Here is a 20754-nt window from a genome sequence, read left to right on the forward strand (position 1 = left end):
CTTGCAGAATACATTTTACAAAAAACACAGTTTACTTTTTACAAATAAACATTTCACACAAAATGACATTATCAGAAAAAGACAGCCAATATCTTTGGCATCCTTATACACAACATAAAACTGCTGCAGTACCAATTGCTATTTCTCGAGGAGAAGGTGCATTACTTTGGGACGAAAACAATAAAGAATATATAGATGCAATTGCCTCTTGGTGGGTAAACCCTTTTGGACACAGTAATCGGTTTATTGCCGATGCGATCTACAAACAGTTAACTACGCTGGAACACGTTTTGTTTGGGGGATTTACGCATGAACCAGCAATTGTTCTTGCTGAAAGATTAATTGAAATTTTACCTAAAAATCAACAGAAAATTTTCTTTTCTGATAATGGTTCTACAGCGGTAGAAGTAGCAATAAAAGTTGCTTTGCAATATTTCTTTAACAAAGGAGAAAAACGAACTACGATTATTGCTTTTGAAAATGCTTTTCATGGAGATACATTTGCGGCAATGGCTGCAAGCGGAATTTCATTTTATACACAGGCTTTTCAAGGAATGTTTATAGATGTAGTTCGAATTCCAGCTCCAGTAAAAGGACAAGAGCAGGAGAGTTTTGATGCATTAAAAAGAGTAATAGAAGAGAAGAATTGTGCAGGATTTATTTTTGAACCCTTAGTTCAGGGAGCAGCGGGAATGGTTATGCATGAGCCAGAAGCACTAGAAACTTTAATTAAGATTTGTGCAGCAAATAATGTTCTTACAATTGCCGATGAAGTGATGACAGGTTTTGGTAAAACTGGTAAAACATTTGCAATGGATTATGTGAATGAAAAACCAGATATGATGTGTCTTTCGAAAGCATTAACAGGAGGGACAATCCCGATGGCAATTACAACTTTTACTCAAGATGTTTTTGATGCTTTTTATGATGATGATATTAATAAGGCATTGTTTCATGGGCACACTTTTACAGCTAATCCTACAGGATGCGCTGCAGCTTTGGCAAGTATTGATTTGTTGCAAACTCAAGAAATGCAAGACAATATCGTGCGTGTAAATAAAAGACATCTTAATTTTCAGAATAAAATAAAAAATCACCCAAGAGTTGTTACAACCAGAGTGTTAGGAGTTATTTTTGCATTAGAAATAAAATCTGATTCAGAAGAAAGCTATTATGGATCGATGAGAAATAAACTTTATAATTTCTTTATTGATAAAGGAGTTATTCTAAGGCCAGTTGGGAATATAGTTTACATTTTGCCACCATATATTATTAATGATGAGCAACTTGATAAAGTGTATTCAATTATAGAAGAAGCTATAGAGATGGTATAATTAATTTTAGACCATTAGATTAGTTAGACTTGTTGGATTTAATAAAATCTTAAAACACTGCAAACTTTGCGTATCTCGAGAGTTATCGGGATTGCAACTTTTTCGGTTAATAAAATAATAACATTGAATAAAAAAATCGCGATTACCGCATTTTCTTCTATTTCGCCTTTAGGAAACAATCCAAAAGACGTTTGGGAGAATTATTTGAGTAATAAACATTGTTTTACTTTGCAACAATTGGACAAACAAGAAACTCCAGTTGCTGCACTTAATGCTGATTCTAAACAAATTATAGATCAGGTTCGTAATTCGGATATTAAATATAAATTTCTTGACAATAGTGTTTTGTTTGCTTTAGCGGCATCACGAGAGGCAATAAAAAATTCCGGATGGGATTCAGAGGCAGTTTTTGGAATTAATATTGGTTCTTCTCGTGGAGCAACCGATTTATTCGAAAAGCATTATCAAGAATATTTAGAAACTGGAAAAGCCCAAACATTGGCTTCGCCAACAACCACATTAGGAAATATATCGTCTTGGATAGCGCATGATTTACAGAGTTCTGGCCCAGAAATCTCACATTCGATTACATGCTCTACAGCGTTACATGCTTTGTTAAATGGTGTAGCATGGATAAGAGCAGGAATGGTCGATAAGTTTTTGGTAGGTGGTAGTGAAGCTCCGTTGACCGATTTTACGATTGCACAAATGCGCGCTTTAAAAATTTATTCCCGAGTAGATTTAAATACCGACAAATGGCCTAATCTGGCTTTTGATTTAGATAAAACTCAAAATACGATGGTTTTGGGCGAGGGAGCAGCAGTTTGTTGTCTTGAAGCTGGAGAGAAAGAAAATGCCATTGCTTACGTTACAGGAGTAGGATATGCTACAGAAGTTTTGGAGCATAATATATCTATTTCGGCAGAAGCAACTTGTTTTCAAAAATCAATGAAAATGGCTTTAAAAGAAATAAGCCCAGAAGATGTAGATGTAATTGTAATGCATGCGCCAGGAACAATAAAAGGTGATTTAACAGAATATAGAGCAATCCAAAAGATATTTGCTCCGATAGCAGGGACTAAGCTTCCGCTGCTTACTACCAATAAATGGAAGATTGGACATACTTTTGGAGCTTCGGGAATACTGAGTGTAGAAATGGCAATCTTAATGATGCAACACAATACGTTTATTGGAGTTCCTTTTGCAGAAGAGCAACAACAAACGAAACCTATAAAAAAGATTTTAATTAATGCAGTAGGTTTTGGAGGAAATGCAGTGAGTATTTTAATAGAAAAAGCATAAAAAAAGAGGCTATCATTTTTAGATAGCCTCTTTTTTTTAATCAATAGTAAGATGGGGGTTTAGAATTTCGGCTAATTGATTTAACCAATATAACCCGTGGTCTAATTCTTTTGTATGGTGTTCTAATGTTTCATTTTTTCTAATTAAGGTCAATGCGATTACGTAGTTTAGGTTGCGAATTATTTTAGCCATAGATTCAGGCGGGACGTCCTTATTAAAAAATTCGATAAGCTTTTCAGGGTCGTAGCTTGTAGCGGGTGTGTTTTTTGCATTCATAATTGTGATGATTTTAGAATATAAAAACCCTTGTACGTTAGCGGTTCTAATGCTCATCACAGCATTTGTCGAGCGTTTCCACTTCGACCCACATAATACAAGGGCAATCTTTTAGTTTCTAAGGTGATGATTTTAGAAGTTGCAAATATAAGAAAACCCGTGCAATCAACACAGGTTTTCTTATCTATCAAAAATAATTTAGGCTAATCACTTCCTGCCTATTCGTTTATGTTTCCAGTTTTTAGCATTCATAAATAATTTTGAATAGCTCTTGTAAGCTAACTAAAAAGAGATTATTTGTGTTTATAGATAGCCTCAATTTTTTTCTTGATTTCAAATCACAGATATCTTATCATCTACTGAAACTACTGATTTGCAGTTGTGTATTATTTTTAAAACATGCTACTTCGGTATATTTTTGCAGTCTTATTAAAACAGACCGCAATGATTATTAAAAACCATACAATAGTACTAGAAGATACCAGTCCTGCCGAAATGGCAAGGTTCAGGCAAATTATGATTGGTATTTGGCGACAGCAAATAGAAGACGATAAAAATACCGCTGAAATGGAGAAGTATATTAAAAATTCTCAGATAAGTACCTCTGTTAATTTCATACCAGTATTCCAAGTCATAGAATGTATTAAAAGTAAGATTAACAATGTTTATCCTAATACTTCTTTTAGTCAATTTATTGGTAGTACAAGAATGAGTACACCCGAAAAATTAGGAAGCATAATTTATAACGACAGCCAAGGAGCTCAAAAAAAAGGAGGAGTACATTTAGAGTGGAATGACTTTAATGGGATAAATTTAATAACATTTAGTCCTTCTATTGAAATTGGAAAATACCACACCGATTTTACGCTGACTATTTTTGACCATGACTTAAAGAAGATTGCCTTTAAATTTACGGTTCGTGATTTTGATCTTTACATCACTCTTTTTGGTTTGCTGGGAGTCGCAATTACCAGCGATGCTCAAGTGATTATTGATTTGTATCTTAAAAAAATAAAAGAAGCCAAGTCTGATCCTAACAAATTAGATGTTATTTATGAATCACTTCCCAGCACATTATTTGGAAAAATGAATGATCAGGAATTGTATAAACATCTTGACCTTATTTTAAAAAATATATCTATTTTAGAAGCAATAGGAACACCTACAGAATTGGATACAAACGAAGATAAAGCCGTTTTACACATTCTTTATGCTATAAAAAACAGAGAACATTTATACACTACACTCCGTGATACGGATTTATTACATAGAATATACAATAAGCTTGATGGTGAAGAAGTACAAGATTTACTGCGTTTTTTAACTCGTCTGGTAGGCGATTTTGATAAGACAAAACCAACAGACATTGTGTACTTTGACAACGCCTATTATTTATTTAGAGATGTACATGTAAAAACCAATTGGTCAGGAGGAAAAATTTATGTAGACAATTATAAAGATAAAACCGAATTAGTAGGAGCTCCTAGAGCAGCACTTAATCCAAAAGAACTCGATAGAATGTACCCTCCAGGGGTTCAGGAAATATACCTTCCTCAATATTTTATTTTTAGCAAACCCTTTAATCCATTAGCAAAATTAAATTTCGGAACCAAATTAGGAGATTTAGGTGAGCAAATAGGCGACGAAAACACGTTTGTCATAGCCTTAAAACTCCACAATATGGCTACTAAACAATCAAACTGGGATTGGTTTGATATTGCTACAGATTTCCTCAGTTTAGTATCTGCTTTTGGTGCCTTGCGTATCGTGTTGGCAAAAGGAGCATCTCTGACTGCAAGAGCACTTGCGGGAGTTGTTTTGGCAAAAGATGTTGCTCATTATGTAATGTTAAGTAATGGCACTTTAGAAAACTGGCACAAAAACGGTTATGGCTGGCTAGCCAATCTCTGGATTGCTTTTAGTGTAACAGTAGATCTTGCTTCTTTTGGATTACCTAATTTATCCCGAATCGCCAAAGAAGGAAACGCCGCGGCCGAAATTGCAAAAACTGCTGAAGATGCTAAAGAAATAAGACGAGTAGCTAATGAAGCAAACAGACTTGTAGAAGCAGAAACAGGTAAAGATGTTTCTAAGATGAGTGAGAAAGAGTTTGAGGATCTTTTTGATTATTTAGCAAATTGGGATGGTAAACCAGTAAGTAGAAGAGGTTATTTAGGGGCTAAAAAATTATCAAAAAAAGAAATAAATGTATATATTCGGAAAATAAATAAAATGTCGAATGGAAAATCAAAACTAATGGTAGTTCCAAAAGGACATGAAATTTTACAAGGTAATAAAGCAGGCTTTCACCCGTTTTCTGGTACATTATATGTTGAAAAAGGCGCAACAGAATTTGAAATTTTCCATGAATTTAAGCATTTTGAAGAATTTAAAAAAATTGGATTAGATGAATATCTAAAAGGTGCAGTTGACATTAGTGGCAACTATGTATTAGATGCTATTAGAACTTATAAGCGTGAAAAATATGTATTTGATGAAATTATGAAAAATAAAAGTAAGTTTAATAAAGCACAGATAGAAAGGGCTCAAGAATATATGGAGGAAATAATTACTGCATGTAGAGCATATAACATTGATGTAACAAAAATAAAATAAAAGTATGAATGCAAAAGAACAGGTAATTGAAAACTTAAAAAATTGGCTTAATAAGACAAGCATAATTTCATACGAGGAACGTATTGCTTTCAATTGTTGGGACAAAGAATTAAAAAAAATAAGAGATGGAAAAACAAAAGAAGTTTATGTGGTATCATTTAAAACAAAAAGCACTAATGTAGAATATAATGAAAATGGCGAAATTACTTCATTTTTCGAAGGAATGTACTGTTTTGCTTATTTTGATGCAGAAACACTAGAGTTGCTTTATATAAGTAAAAAAGCAGGATATATAGAAGTGGATGGTTCTTACTAATCAATCTAAGTATTTAATTTTCTTCTATTGGAGACTGTTTAAAAAGCCGCAGTCCTTTCTGAGAATCATATATTTGAAAAAATGTCAGATAGAGGTATCCGAAAACAAAAAGAGGCTATTTATTATAATAGCCTCTTTTTGTTTTATTACAAAATTATCTTTTTTGTAATTATTGAATTGTCTTCCGTTTTAATTTTGACAATTACAATTTGATCTGGAACCTGCAACTCTCCGGTACTAAATGTGGTATTATTTATAGTATCTTTTTTATATATAATCTTTCCTAGTATATCATAGATCATAATAGAATTGATGTTTTTGTCATTTGAGGAAACCTGAATTTGCTTATTTTGGTTGTAAACTATGATTCCGTTTTCTGCCAATATTGGTTTGTCGATTCCTAATGTTTTTTGAGTAAAACGTAAAGAAAATCGATCATTAAAAGTTCCTGATTCAGATTTAAAAGAATAGCGAGAATCTTTTAAGTTGGTTGTAATGTTGGTTGTTTTATCAGTCAAGAACACTTTTTCATTACGGAAAAAACCATCCATACTTTCGATGCCAATAGTATATTCGCCAGCAGCATCAGTAATAATTCCTAAAGGGATAACCTCATTTTCATCAAAAGGTAAAGCACGGCCTTGGATCACTAAATTTTCATTATTTAAAATAGAATAAATTGCGGTTCCTGCTGAATAGGATGGACCATCATAAGCTTCATCTAAATCATTTGTGGCACCAGTTATGTATCCCAAAAGGGTTTCATTGTAAAGGCCGTCATCATTTTTTAGGTTTAACCAAACTCTGTTTTTTTCAATAGTTGTTATGGTTTTTTCCTCAGTTTTTGAAGCTCTAGAAAATTCATTGTTTTTAGAGTTCAATTTAACTCTCATGGCATTATTATAGGTTAATTTGCCTGACTTTTTAGCCTGTACAAAGAAACTTTGGCCACTAGCAATATTACCTGTCATTTTTTCGCCTCCGCAGGTAGAACAGTATGCAGTATCTCCAGAACTAGTTGCTCCAGTGGCATTGTATGAAATGTAATCAGATGGACTATAGTTATATTGTCCATTTGGACCAACTACAGAGCTTATTCGTGTATTATGTGTCCAGAAATAAAAAGTTCCTTTTATCAGTGCTTTGTTTTGCTCATAAAATAAGTCGGCACTTATTGCTGATGGATATGGATTTCCTATTAGATTGGTTGTATAATCACCAATAGTAAATACATCTACATTTGTAATGCCGTTGTTTGGTTTTCCAATAAAATTAGCAGTGTATGGTAATTTAATGTCTAGATTGCTGTTATAAGGGGCTCTTACAATGTAACCATATCCAGGTTTCATTTCTAATGAACCACTACTATTAAGTTCCCATCCTTTGTCTGTGCTATAGCTATAATATCTATTTCCTGTAGAATTTGGCGATAACATTTTTAATGTAAATTTTGAGTCGGTTGTCAAGGGCGATGACCAATAAGTGTAATCCGTTGAGTACATTGCTTTTGTTATTCTTTCCATCTCAAACGAACCCATAGATCCAGTATATGATGCATTGTCGTTTGTTTGAACTAGTGCTCCTGCATTTTTTATAATTAAAGAACCATCATTAACAATGTTATTATTTACAATCAAGGTTTCGCCTTCATTGATTGTAACTTGTATTTTTGATTTTATAATTAATTTATTTACGTTAGCTAGTATTTCGTAAGATTCTAGAAGTCTTGTTTTACTATCATAGTTCCCTTCAATAATAACATCAGTATTGGCACTTGGATAACCATTTTTCCAACGTTTGCCAGTCCAGATTACTGTTTTGATAAGAGGTTCTTTTACAAGTACAGTTACTGTAGCCGAAGAATAACTTTTTTTGTTATTAATTGTATATGTAAAAGAAGTTGTTCCTGTAAAATTTGGAGCAGGTGTGAAAGTAGCCTCCTTAGTGCTACTAATAATTACTGTTCCCTCTGAGCTTGATGGTTGTTTTGTAATAACAATATTTTGCAAAGGTTCTAGTCCAACTATGTCATTTTTTAAAATTGGAATATCAATAGCTTGATTCATTTCTGTGGTTGCAGAGTCATTGTTTGCTATTATTGTGCTAATGTTTTTTACATAACCATTTATTGAGGCTCCAGTTTTTATATGAAAATTATTATTACTATTATATGCATAAACTCTTATGTATACTGTTTCATTAGGCGCTATAGGGTTTATGTCATTTGAAAAAGAAGGATTTACAGTAGTCCATGATGTACTACTAGTTGTTTGTGGGATTAAAGTTTTAACATCAGTAATAAAATTAATATCTTTTGAATAGCGAATTTCAAATCTTTCATTATTACCGCCTTGGCTTCTATAAGAAAAACTAAATGTACTTAATTCAATTTCATGATCTTTATCTGGAGCTATTTTAAACAAGGCATATTTCATGAGATTAATATTGCCTTCGTTTTCTTGTGGAGTTGGCCATTTTCCAAATAGAAAGAAAGCATCACTCCAATTCGTATACTCTACTTTCATATTGTTACCTTTAGTAGTAATTGGATATGGGACAACATTATTGTTGACAATTGGAGTCAATTGATCAGAGTTAGTAGCGTCCCATATAGCTAGGCTTTCAGCTTTTGTTTCATTAACAGTTATGAAAACTGTGGCTGTTGAAGAACCTGTTGCGTTTGAAATAGTATAAGTAAACGAAGTTTTACCTGTAAAACCTATTGTTGGGTTGAAAGTAAAGGTTAAGTCTTTATTGATTAATACTGTTCCACCATTTAAACTAGGCAGAGAATTTATTACAATCTTATTTATTTCGCTTGATCCTTTAACATCATTTTTAGTAATTGGTAAGTTTACTGCCAAATTTTTAGAAGTGGATTCATAATCATTAATTGCAAGTATTTTATTGGTATCAAAATTTGAAGTACTACCTGTAATTGTTGGTCCTAAATTATTACTATTAGAACCTATTTTTAGGTGAAAATTATTATTACTGTTATAAACATATAGCCTTATGTAAACAATTTGATTAGGTAGTACTGGATTTATTTCATCAGAAAAGGTTGGATTGATAGTAGTCCAAGAGTTGCTGCTTGTTGTTTCTGAAATCAAAGTTTTCACACCAGTTTTGAAATTAATATCCTTTGAATAATGGATTTGGAATTTCTCCTTAGAACCTCCTCCTTGACTTCTATAAGTAATATTAAAAGTGTTTAAATCAATTTTATGATTTGGTTTTGATGTTATAGTAAATTGTATATACTTTTCAGGATCATAACTTCCTTTGTTTTGTTGAGGTGTTGGCCAATTTCCTATTTGAAAGAAGACATTTTCTCCTGAATTATTTATAGGCGCTGAGGCTAGATTTACTCCACCATACGCTGTAATTTTGGTTGGATCGACAGCAGGATTAATAACTCCAGGATAGGTTTGTGGACTAACTCCATTATTTCCATTCCATTTTACTAAATCAACAATTTGTCCAAATCCAAAAAAAGGTAATAATAAAAAATAAAGTATAAATTTTCTCATATAAGTAGGCTAGATTTTTTGTGCTTTTTTAGGTGCATTTTTTTTTAAACGCGCAAAAGTACACCTACTTACAAGGTGAAAATGTTAACAGGATTTAAATTTTCAAAGTTTTCGACAAAGTGTTTAAAAACTCGACAAAGAGCAACTAAAGTTAGTTTTTTGGCGCTTTTACTTACAATTAATTTGCTTAATTTAAGCGCAAATCACTAGTAAATGATGCTATATGGATTAGGAATTGAGTTTTTAGAAATGATCTGTATTTAAGAAATCGATTGAATTATTTGTAGATAATTTTATTAGATATAATTTGTAGAATATATATAAGCTAAGTCTAGATTTAGCCAATATTAAAAATGGGTATCGTTTTTCTATAAAGTAGAAAATTATTTTGCTTCGGCTTCCAGTTCTTTTACCTTTTCATATACCATATTACTTTCATAGCCTCGGCGTAGTATATAATCGCAAAATTTCTTGCGTTTTTTAAGCTGATTATTTTCATGTATGCCATCCCAACATTTTTGAGTTAACTTTTCAAATGTCTCTATATATTCTTCAGCACTAATTCCGGCAAGAGCAAGATTAATATTGGTAGAAGTAATATGGCGTGCTTTGAGTTCGTTTACGATTCTTATTTTTCCCCATTGCTTTATTCTATGTTTTCCTTGGGCGAAACTACAGGCAAAGCGGGTTTCATTAAGAAAATTGTCTGTAATAAGTTGTACAACAATAGAGTCTATCTCGTCTGAAGTCATTTTTAAGCTATATAATTTAGATACAACTTCATCATGACAGCGCTCTTGATAAGCACAAAAATGCTCTAATTTTTGTAAAGCTTCTTTGGGAGTACAATCTGATTTCATACAGGCTATCGTAGTTTTAATATTGAATAAAAAACAAATGTAAAGCTTTAATTTTTTTTCAGAAGATTGTTTCGTTTAGAAAGTTTGCTTTAGAAAGTATCCAAATGAAAAAAGAATAAATAAAAATCTGATTAAGATATATGTTATTGTGATCGATAATCCAAATTACATGTTATTATTCATTTATGTGTTAAATAGTTATCAATAATTCAATTTCGCTCTCTGTAATGTATAATAATATGAATAATATTATAACTGATTTCAATTTATTTTCATTAAATTTAATAATGTATTTTATAATTGTCTTTGCCCCAGGATGTTATGGAATTTTTATTTTCCTTTAGAGAAAAGGACATGTTATTAATTAATTTCTTCAATTAGTACTGTCGTCTTTTTAATACCACTCATAAACATCACAAAGAATTAGTTGATTTTTTTATCATTAAACCTACTATTATGAGACTAAAATTATCTTTGTTTTTCTGTTTTATTAGTATTTATTCATGGTCACAGACCACAGACATGTTTACAACAAGTGGTACATTTACCGTTCCTGCTGGTGTTACTAGTATTACCGGTAAGGCTTGGGGTGGAGGTGGATCTGGAGGTGGAGCCAGCGGTGCTGGTTTACTTGTAGGAAGAGGTGCTGCCGGAGGAGGAGGAGGAGCTTATGTAAGCTCTGTACTTGCAGTTACTCCCGGAGCAGCTTTGAGTGTGGTTGTTGCAGGTCAGACATTCGGTACAACAGGAGCAAATGGTACAGCAGGAGGGAATTCTACAATTACAGGTTTTGAAGCTTCATTTTTGGCAGCCGGAGGATCAGGAGGAGGTGCTAATAATACAGGAACTGCCCCAGGTGCGACAGCAGGTGGTACAGTTGCAGCGTCAGCAGGAACAACCAGGATAGCTGGTGTTGCAGGAGGTGCAGGTAATTCAGCATTATTATCATTAGGTCTTTTCTCAGGAGCTGGAGGAGCGGGCGGAAATTCGGGAGGTGCCGGAGGAGTTGCTAATTCAAGTTTGATTTTGGGAACCGCGCCGGGAAATATAGGTACTGCCCCTGGTGGAGGTGGAGGTGGAGCAATAAATTCTGCATTAGGGGTAGCTCAAATTGGAGGTACAGGAGGAGCAGGTGAAATATCGATTACTTATACTTGTCCAACTTATAATATTACAGGTACTAGCGCAACAAATGTGTGCTTGTCTGTAGGTACTACATCTACAGTAACATTAACCTCAAGTGCATTATCATTACCTGTTGGTAATTACGTCGTTACTTATAATAGGAGTAGTCCTAGTGCTACTGGACTAACTGCAAATATGACGGTTAGTACAGCTGGAACAGGAGGCTTTACAGCTGTAGGGTTAACGACAGCGGGATCTAGTACTATAACAGTTACTGCGCTTACATCAGGGGCTTGTTCGTCTAATCCTACTACTAATAATACAGCTACTATAACAGTAAGTGCTTTGCCAACAATAACATTAGCAGCCTCTGCAGTTACAGTTTGTTCTAGTTCAAGTGCTCAAAATACCACATTAAGTTATAGTGCAACAACAAATACTCCTACATCTTACAGCATTGTTTGGAATGCATCGCCAGCAAATACTTTTGTGGCAGTTACTAATGCTGTTTTGGGAGCAAGTCCTATTACTATTGCCGTTCCTGCAGGTACTGCAGTAGGAACTTATACTGGTACATTAACGGTAAATAATGCCGCAGGTTGTGTTAGTAGTTCAGGCTCAAGTTTTTCAGTAACTGTAAATCCTCTGCCAACTATAACCTTATCAGCAACCACAGCAAGCGTTTGTTTTAATACAAGTGCCCAAAATACAACTTTAGCTTATAGTGCAACTTCAGGAACTCCAACTACCTATAGTATTGTTTGGAATGTTTCACCTAGTAATACTTTTTCAGCGGTTACAAACGCGTCATTATCAGCAAGTCCCATTACAATTGCTGTTCCTGCGGGTACAGTAGGAGGTACTTATACGGGTACGTTGACAGTTAAAAATGCAAATGGATGTGTTAGTTCTGGTACAAGTTTTACCGTTACAGTAAATGATTTACCAACGATAACCCTATCAGCAGCTACCGCAAGCGTTTGTTTTAATACAAGTGCCCAAAATACAACTTTAGCTTATAGTGCAACTTCAGGAACTCCAACTACCTACAGTATTGTTTGGAATGTTTCACCTAGTAATACTTTTGCAGCGGTTACAAACGCATCATTATCAGCAAGCCCTATTGCAATTGCTGTTCCTGCGGGTACAGTAGGAGGTACTTATACGGGTACATTGACAGTTAAAAATGCAAATGGATGTGTTAGTTCTGGTACAAGTTTTACCGTTACAGTAAATGATTTACCAACGATAACCCTATCAGCAGCTACCGCAAGTGTTTGTTTTAATGCGAACGCCCAAAATACAACCTTAGCTTATAGTGCAACTTCAGGAACTCCAACTACCTATAGTATTGTTTGGAATGTTTCACCTAGCAATACTTTTGCAGCGGTTACAAACGTGTCATTATCAGCAAGTCCCATTACAATTGCTGTTCCTGCAGGTACAGTAGGAGGTACTTATACGGGTACGTTGACAGTTAAAAATGCAAATGGATGTGTTAGTTCTGGTACAAGTTTTACCGTTACAGTAAATGATTTACCAACAATAACCCTATCAGCAACCACAGCAAGCGTTTGTTTTAATACAAGTGTTCAAAATACAACTTTAGCTTATAGTGCAACTTCAGGAACTCCAACTACCTACAGTATTGTTTGGAATGTTTCACCTAGCAATACTTTTGCAGCTGTTACAAACGCATCATTATCAGCAAGTCCCATTACAATTATCGTTCCTGCGGGTACAGTAGGAGGTACTTATACGGGTACATTGACAGTTAAAAATGCAAATGGATGTGTTAGTTCTGGTACAAGTTTTACCGTTATAGTAAATGATTTACCAACAATAGCCTTATCAGCAACCACAGCAAGCGTTTGTTTTAATACAAGTGTTCAAAATACAACTTTAGCTTATAGTGCAACTTCAGGAACTCCAACTACCTACAGTATTGTTTGGAATGTTTCACCTAGCAATACTTTTGCAGCTGTTACAAACGCATCATTATCAGCAAGCCCTATTGCAATTGCTGTTCCTGCGGGTACAGTAGGAGGTACTTATACAGGTACATTGACAGTTAAAAATGCAAATGGATGTGTTAGTACAGGATCAATTTTTACCGTAACTGTTAATGCTTTACCAACAATTACTACAACTGGAACAATGATAAGTGTTTGTACGAGTGCTGGCTCACAAAATGCAACATTAATCTATACTGCAACTACAGGAACTCCTTCAGGATATAGCATTGACTGGAATGCAACGGCAAATACTAATTTATTAGCAGATCAACTTAATACTTCTTTTGCTTTCTCACCAACAGGAGGTAGTTTAAATACGATAGTAGTTCCTGCAAATGTTGTAGCAGGAACTTACTCCGGCATAATGACAATTACGAATGCGAACTGTAATACAACGCAGGCGGTGTCTATAACGATTAATGCTACACCAACAGCTCCAACAATAGGATTGGTTACACCTCCAACTTGTACCGTTCCTTTTGGAAGTGTTCCTCTAAGTGGTCTCCCTTCTGGTAATTGGACAATAGTAACTAATCCGGTTACTGTTACTACATCGGGTTCTGGTTCGAGTGCAGTTATTACAAATCTTGCGCCAAATAGCTATACTTTTACTGTAAGTAATTCAGTAACAGGTTGTACTTCTTCAGCTTCACTACCGGCTACTGTTGCAAGCTTAGTTACCAATTATTGGAATGGTTCAGGATGGACAAGTGGTACTCCAAATATAAATCAGAATATTGTTTTTTCAGGAAATTTCACTTCTTCAACTGGGACAGCTGGAGATATAAATGGATGTTCTTGTCAGGTAAATTCAGGGATTAAAGTTGTATTTGACTCAGGCGCCACATTGTCTATTATAAATGCTGTTAATGTTAACACGAATGCAGGAACTAGTCTGACTTTTAAGAATAATGCTAGTTTATTACAAACGAATAATGTTTCTAATTCAGGGAATATTATTTACAACCGTACAACGACAGCAATGAACGCGTTAGATTATACGTATTGGTCTTCTCCAGTATCTGGACAGAAGTTTAATTTACTATCACCAAATTCAGATCCCAATAAGTTGTATTCATACAATAACGGATGGGTAGCCGAGTCGGCAACTAATGCTATGACAGTTGGTAAAGGATATCTTATTAGAGTTCCAAAGGCAGGTACATGGCCAAATGGGGAAATAGTTAGCTATCCTTACTCCCAGTCTGTTTCGTTTACTGGGACTCCAAATAATGGAAACATAACAGGTCAGACAGTTACAGTGTTAGATGAGCCTTATTTAATTGGTAATCCATATCCTTCGGCAATGGATGCAAAAGCTTTTCTAACAGCAAATAATCTTGTTCTAGAAGGGACATTGTATTTATGGACACATAATACACCCATTGCAGATAATGGAAATTTAGGTTTTCTTTATACTGCAAATGATTATGCTGTTTATAATTTTACAGGAGGAACAGGAACTTCAGCAGCAATAAATCCTGGAGTTAATAATTCAGTACCCTCAGGTCAAATTGCTTCAGGGCAGTCCTTTTTTGCTAAAAGTATAGCCTCAAGCGGAACTATTGTTTTTAATAATAACATGAGGATAGCAGGAAATAATACTCAGTTTTTCAGACCTGCAAAAGATGCTTTTGTAGGAGAAGGTCGTATATGGCTAAATCTAACAAATACGAATGGTTTTTTTAAGCAAGTACTTATCGGATATGTTGACGGAGCTACAAATGAGTATGATAACAAATATGATGGAGTCAAATTTGATGTGGAACAAATGGCAGATTTCTATAGTATAGCTTCAGATAAAAAATTTATAATTCAAGGACGCGCGTTGCCTTTTGATGTTAGTGATACAGTACCGTTGGGGTATAGTTCAGCAATTATTGGTAATTATACTATTGCAATCGACCATTCAGATGGGTTGTTGGCAAATCAAGAGGTATATCTCGAAGATAAAGTAACTAATACGATACACAATTTGTATAATGGAGGATATACATTTGCTACAAAAGATGGAGTTTTTGAGGATAGATTTGTATTTAGATATACCAATAAAACTTTAGGAACTGATGAATTTAATACTTCTAAAAATTTGATATTTGTTGCTGTTGAAAATAAAGAAATTAAAATTAGTGCACCTGATCAAACTATAGATAAGGTATTTATATACGATATGTCGGGTAAATTGATATATAAAAAAGAAGCTGTTGGCAATCCTGAATTAGTAATAGAATATTTAAAATCAAGTAATCAGGTTTTAGTGGTGAAAGTAATTTTAGATAATAAACTTATTGAAACAAAGAAAGTGATTTACTAAATGCATCCCGTTTAGATTTTTAAAACCATTTGCTGAAAAGCAAATGGTTTTTTGTTTTAAAAAATCTTTAAGAGTGTGATATAAATTTATTTTTCTCATTTTTAAGTATTGTTTATTTAATAGATGTGTTTTTGATACAAAATAATAAGTTTTTACTTCATAAATAAATATAATGTTGTTAAAGTTGTGTACTTAAACGAGTATTTAAGTAAAATAACGAAAATGTATTATCCAAAAAAAAAAATCTTGTAAGAGGTTTTTTTTTGTGCTTTATTTGGTGTGAAATTGTTAAAATTAACAATTTTTTACATTTAATTAACTGTTATTCATTTGGTTGTGAATTTGCAACAATCTCTAAACGGATGCTGGAAGACTAGATAAAAAATCATTTGCAAATAAAAACCTACAACACATTGGGTTTATTTTTTGGAATGCAATTAAAACTGAAAATAAAAAAATAAGAGATACTGATTTACTGAATGTTATTGAAAAATATTAAGTAATGAATTATTAAAATAAGATTGCTAATAACGAGTCAATGAAATGATTGACAAAAAAATATCATACCAAAACAAATCTATAATTCTATGAATAGAAAACTACTATTAAGTGTTGCCCTATTTTTTACTTTTTTAATTAATTACGGACAATGTGTTAATTATCCAGCTTCTGGAACATCGCAATCAGGAGCAGAGCAGTTCTTTTGTGTTGATAATAATACCCAAACTGTTACTCGATCAACTTTTAAAGCAATGCAGTATGTTAGTGTTAATGTTGTTAAGGGATTTAAGTATACTTTTTCAGTACCGAATATTTGGAACACAGTAGGGAATGATGTTGAATATTTGGGATTATTTAATGATGTAGGAAATGGGTTTTTAGCTCAAAATAATTCAACAAATGGGGCCAGTGTATCGTGGGAAGCGACATTCTCTGGAAAAATAAGAGTTTTGTTATTAAGAGGTAACAGTTGTTCAACTGCAACGGACAGTGCATCAACCACCCTTACGCTAACTTTGAACTCTATCGGCAACAACTTTGATTCTCCAGATGCGGAAGGCTTAAACACATGGAGAGGGCATATTTATAATTATGCTGGTGGAGGTGCCCCAGGAAATTTTCCGTCACCATCAACACTACCAACAAATGTAAATCCTTTTTTTAATGCAGATTATGTAGGGTATTATGATGTTACTTCAGAGGCAATAAATGCAAATTTCACGGGTAATGCAATTTGTTTTCCAGTATTTTCAAATGGAAATAAACGTGCAGAAATTTATACAGAAACTTTTGCCGTTCGTTATCGGATGAATTCAAAAAAAGCAGCGGGATGTTATTTGGCTACTTTTACAGGAGATGACGGAGTTCGGTTGTATGTTGATGGTGTAAATGTTTTTGATGAATGGAAGGAACAGTCAGGGCTTACTTATAATAGTGTTATGATTTATTTGTCTGGCGATAGTCATCTTGTACTCGATTATTATGAAAATGAAGGAGGTAATCAGGTTAGTTTTAGTTTAACCCCTTTTGATAATAATACAAATAAAATTACTGCACCTGCAACGACAACTGTATGTGGGGGAATAACTCCAGGAGCTATTGTTGGATCTAATTATTCGTATAATGGAGCAACAGTTAATCCTACGATTAAGTTTCAATGGCAATATTCATCATCAGCTACTGGTCCATGGACAGATGCAACAACGGGAGTAGGATTTACCTCAAGAGATTATACACCAGCAGCAATTACTGAGTCAACAATAAATACAACCTTTTACAGACGTAGAGTGTCTCCAATTTCAAGTTCAGCATGTTATAGTGATAGTACACCTATTTCTATTACAACAAATCCTAAAGCTGTAGTTAAAGACATGACAGCTTCATCTTGTAGCGGATTTGTATTTACTGTTATTCCAGCGGATGGTATCAATGGGGTTGTGCCAGCTGGAACCATGTATAGTTGGCCAGTTCCAACTACTCCTACTCCAAGCAATGTAAATGGACGTGCGTCTAGTGGGAGTAATCAGACAAGTATAACAGGAACATTAACATTAACGAACGGAACCACAACACCACAAAACGTTACGTATACAGTTACAGCAACAAAAGGAAGTTGTACAAGTACGTTTAAAGTAACTGTTACTGTATATCCTGCAAGTATTGCGGGTACAATTTCTGGTGGTACTGCAATTTGTGCAGGGACAAATAGTACCCTTTTAACTTTAAGTGGAAATAGAGGAAATGTTCTTAGATGGGAATCTTCTACAGATAATTTTACTTCGGTAATTACGCCTATCATAAATACAAATACAACATATACAGCAGAAGACTTAAACACAACAACTTCTTATCGTGCAATAGTACAAAGTGGAAATTGTTCTGTTGTTACTTCTGCGATTGAAACAATAACAATTAAAAATCCAATAGCTACTGGCGTTACAATTTGTCAAGGAGGTTCAGGTTCTCTTACAGCATCAGGCTCTTGTACACCTGCTGTTCAAACGCCAATCACGGCCTCAGGGACAGGAGGAACATCAAGTTCTTCTGGTTATGGAGGTTCAGGTAATAAGGATATAGTTATAAATTTCCCAGTATTACCAGCTGGAGCAGTGGTTGTTAGTACAAATGTTACGATAAGTTTTAATACAAATGGTAATTCGTATTTGAAAGAATTACGTGTCAGAGCAACACCTCCTGCGACAGTCGGAGGAATACAAGATGACATAGCTCCAGGGGGTAATCTTACTTGGGGTAATCTTACAAACGAAGCTTTAGGAATATGGGGGACTGGAAATCCTGCGGGTAATTGGACATTTGCATTTAGAGAAACTGTTGTAGATTACGCAAATCCAGATGCAAACATAACAGATATTACAATTAGGGTTAATTATACTTTACCAGGAACATTAGATTGGTATACAGCTGTATCCGGAGGTACAAAAATAGGTTCTGGGTCTTCATTTAGCCCCGTTGGCAAAGCTAATTCAGGGTTGTTAGATACCAATACGGCAGGTACATTTCCATACTATGTAGCCTGTTCTAATGATGCAAATTGTAGAACACGTGTTGAATATGTTATAAATCCACTGCCAACAACTCCAACAGTAGGAGCAGTTACTCATCCTACATGTATTGTCACTACAGGAAGTATAGCTTTGAGTGGGTTGTTAGTTGGAGGTACTCTAAAACAAACTGGTTTTGTTAATAAAGATTATTCAATTACAGCATCGTCAATGACGATTCCGCTGCTAGCATCAGGAACCTATCAGTTTGCAGTAGATAATGGTACATGTACCTCGACGGTAACAGCTGGAATAACAATTAAGCCACAACCAGAAGTGGCGACTTATAGAACAATTGGAGGATGGAGTTCTACACCTACAATCGAAAAGAGTATTATTTTTGCAAACAATTATAATTCAGGAATTGGAACTGTAGGTAATCTAGAAGGCTGTTCTTGCACAGTAAATTCAGGAGTTAATGTTATAATAAATTCAGGAGCTACCCTAACTATTACCAATTCAGTTGAGGTTAATACAGCTTTAAATACAAGCTTAACATTTGAAAATAATGCAAGTTTAGTTCAAACTACAAATGCAACTAATAAAGGAGACATTATTTACAAACGTATTTCTAGTAAAATGAAAGCGTTGGATTATACCTATTGGTCATCCCCAGTTTTAGGGCAAAAACTTAATGGATTGTCGCCAAATTCAGATCCGAATAAATTTTATTTTTACAATAATGGCTGGCAAGCACTAGGAGCATCTAATCCGATGGTTGTTGGAAAAGGATATATTATCAGAGTTCCTAAAGCGGGAACCTGGCCAGGAGAAACCGTTAGTTACCCTTATGCACAGCCAGTAGCTTTTAAAGGAGTTCCAAATAACGGAATCATTCAGGGAGAGACTATTACAGCAGGAAATGTTTATTTAGTGGGGAATCCCTATCCTTCTGCTATTGATGCAGATAAATTTATATTGGATGTAACGAATAATGCAATTACAAAAGGGACTCTTTATTTTTGGACACACAATACAGCCATTGAAGATAAAGGTTCTCAGGGATTTGTATATACATCAGATGATTATGCTTCTTATAATATTACAGGAGGTACAGTTACAAAAATAGCAGCAACTACAACAGGAAATAAAGACCTTCCAACAGGTAAGATAGCGGCAGGACAATCTTTTATGCTTGAGAGTAGAGGAGCAGGAACAATTGCTTTTAATAACGGAATGCGAGTAGCAGGAGAAAACAGTCAGTTTTTTAGACCAAGTAAAACGGCTAAAGCATCTGGTATTGAGAAAAACCGTGTATGGCTAAATTTAATCAACGCTAAGGGAGCTTTCAAGCAAATTTTAGTGGGTTATATTGAAGGAGCTACTAATGGTGAGGATAATAATTTTGATGGTGCATCATTTAATTTAAATAGTTTTATTGATTTTTATAGTATCAATGATGAAAAAAATTATAGCATTCAAGGACGTGCTTTGCCATTTACAGACAGTGATCAAGTTCCATTGGGTTATAGTTCAACAATAAAGGGTGATTTTACTATCGAAATAGATAATGCAGATGGGTCGTTGTCAAGTCAGGTGATATATCTGGAAGATAAGACAGTAGGGACAATACATAATTTGACTCAAGCAGGTTATACATTTAAGACAGCAATAGGAACTTTTGATGATCGATTTGTGTTGCGATACACTAATAAAACATTAGGTACGGGAGAGTTTGAAACAGCAGAAAATGCAATTTTAGTATCAGTAGCAAATAAAGAAATTAGAATCAATGCAATTAGTCAAACAATAGATAAGGTATTTATTTATGATGTAACGGGTAAATTAATTTACAAGAAAGACAAAGTAGAAAATCCTAAATTGGTTATTGAGAATTTAAAATCAAGCGATCAGGTTTTGTTGGTAAAAGTTGTTCTTGATAATAAGCATACCCAAACAAAGAAAATTATTTTCTAATATATAATAGCAATTTATTTTAAAACCATTTGTAGAAAGGCAAATGGGTTTTTGTTTTTAGAGGTTATGTTTAATCAATAATGA

Annotated in this window: 9 protein-coding genes; 6 read left to right on the top strand and 3 right to left on the bottom strand. The window is 34.1% G+C overall.

Annotated elements, in window-relative coordinates; all coding sequences use genetic code 11:
- Positions 1 to 62: 62 nt before the first annotated feature.
- Positions 63 to 1334 carry an adenosylmethionine--8-amino-7-oxononanoate transaminase gene (gene bioA / locus OIU80_RS06720; protein WP_264286273.1) on the top strand — a complete coding sequence of 424 codons (1272 nt, stop codon included), beginning with the start codon at positions 63 to 65 and terminating at the stop codon, positions 1332 to 1334.
- A 123-nt stretch (positions 1335 to 1457) separates the two neighbouring features.
- Positions 1458 to 2636 (top strand): beta-ketoacyl synthase N-terminal-like domain-containing protein, encoded by a 1179-nt coding sequence (locus tag OIU80_RS06725; RefSeq protein ID WP_264286274.1) that lies wholly within the window; start codon positions 1458 to 1460, stop codon positions 2634 to 2636.
- A gap of 36 nt (positions 2637 to 2672) precedes the next feature.
- Here the strand turns inward: OIU80_RS06725 and OIU80_RS06730 are convergent, their stop codons facing one another.
- Positions 2673 to 2969, bottom strand: a complete 297-nt coding sequence (locus OIU80_RS06730; RefSeq protein ID WP_264286275.1) for a hypothetical protein — start codon at positions 2967 to 2969, stop codon at positions 2673 to 2675.
- A gap of 387 nt (positions 2970 to 3356) precedes the next feature.
- Between OIU80_RS06730 and OIU80_RS06735 the strand changes: the two genes are divergently transcribed.
- Both OIU80_RS06735 and OIU80_RS06740 read left to right on the top strand, forming a co-directional pair.
- Positions 3357 to 5528: a zincin-like metallopeptidase toxin domain-containing protein gene (locus OIU80_RS06735; protein WP_264286276.1), complete on the top strand. Its 2172-nt coding sequence runs from the start codon at positions 3357 to 3359 to the stop codon at positions 5526 to 5528.
- Positions 5529 to 5532: 4 nt separating this feature from the next.
- Entirely contained in the window at positions 5533 to 5844 is a 312-nt protein-coding gene (locus tag OIU80_RS06740) for a hypothetical protein (protein WP_264286277.1), read from the top strand.
- Between the two features lie 146 nt (positions 5845 to 5990).
- On the opposite strand, the gene OIU80_RS06745 is transcribed toward OIU80_RS06740, so the two are convergent.
- The gene (locus OIU80_RS06745) at positions 5991 to 9377 is read right to left on the bottom strand and encodes an Ig-like domain-containing protein (RefSeq protein WP_264286278.1); all 3387 of its coding nucleotides are present in this window, start codon (positions 9375 to 9377) and stop codon (positions 5991 to 5993) included.
- A 383-nt stretch (positions 9378 to 9760) separates the two neighbouring features.
- The gene (locus OIU80_RS06750) at positions 9761 to 10237 is read right to left on the bottom strand and encodes a regulatory protein RecX (protein WP_264286279.1); all 477 of its coding nucleotides are present in this window, start codon (positions 10235 to 10237) and stop codon (positions 9761 to 9763) included.
- 456 nt (positions 10238 to 10693) lie between these two features.
- On the opposite strand from OIU80_RS06750, the gene OIU80_RS06755 reads away from it, so the two are divergent.
- The gene (locus tag OIU80_RS06755) at positions 10694 to 15691 is read left to right on the top strand and encodes a T9SS sorting signal type C domain-containing protein (RefSeq protein ID WP_264286280.1); all 4998 of its coding nucleotides are present in this window, start codon (positions 10694 to 10696) and stop codon (positions 15689 to 15691) included.
- 587 nt (positions 15692 to 16278) lie between these two features.
- Positions 16279 to 20670, top strand: a complete 4392-nt coding sequence (locus OIU80_RS06760) for a T9SS sorting signal type C domain-containing protein (protein ID WP_264286281.1) — start codon at positions 16279 to 16281, stop codon at positions 20668 to 20670.
- The last annotated feature ends 84 nt before the right edge of the window (positions 20671 to 20754 follow it).

It is taken from the genome of Flavobacterium frigoritolerans, from assembly GCF_025847275.1.
Taxonomy (GTDB): Bacteria; Bacteroidota; Bacteroidia; order Flavobacteriales; family Flavobacteriaceae; genus Flavobacterium; species Flavobacterium frigoritolerans.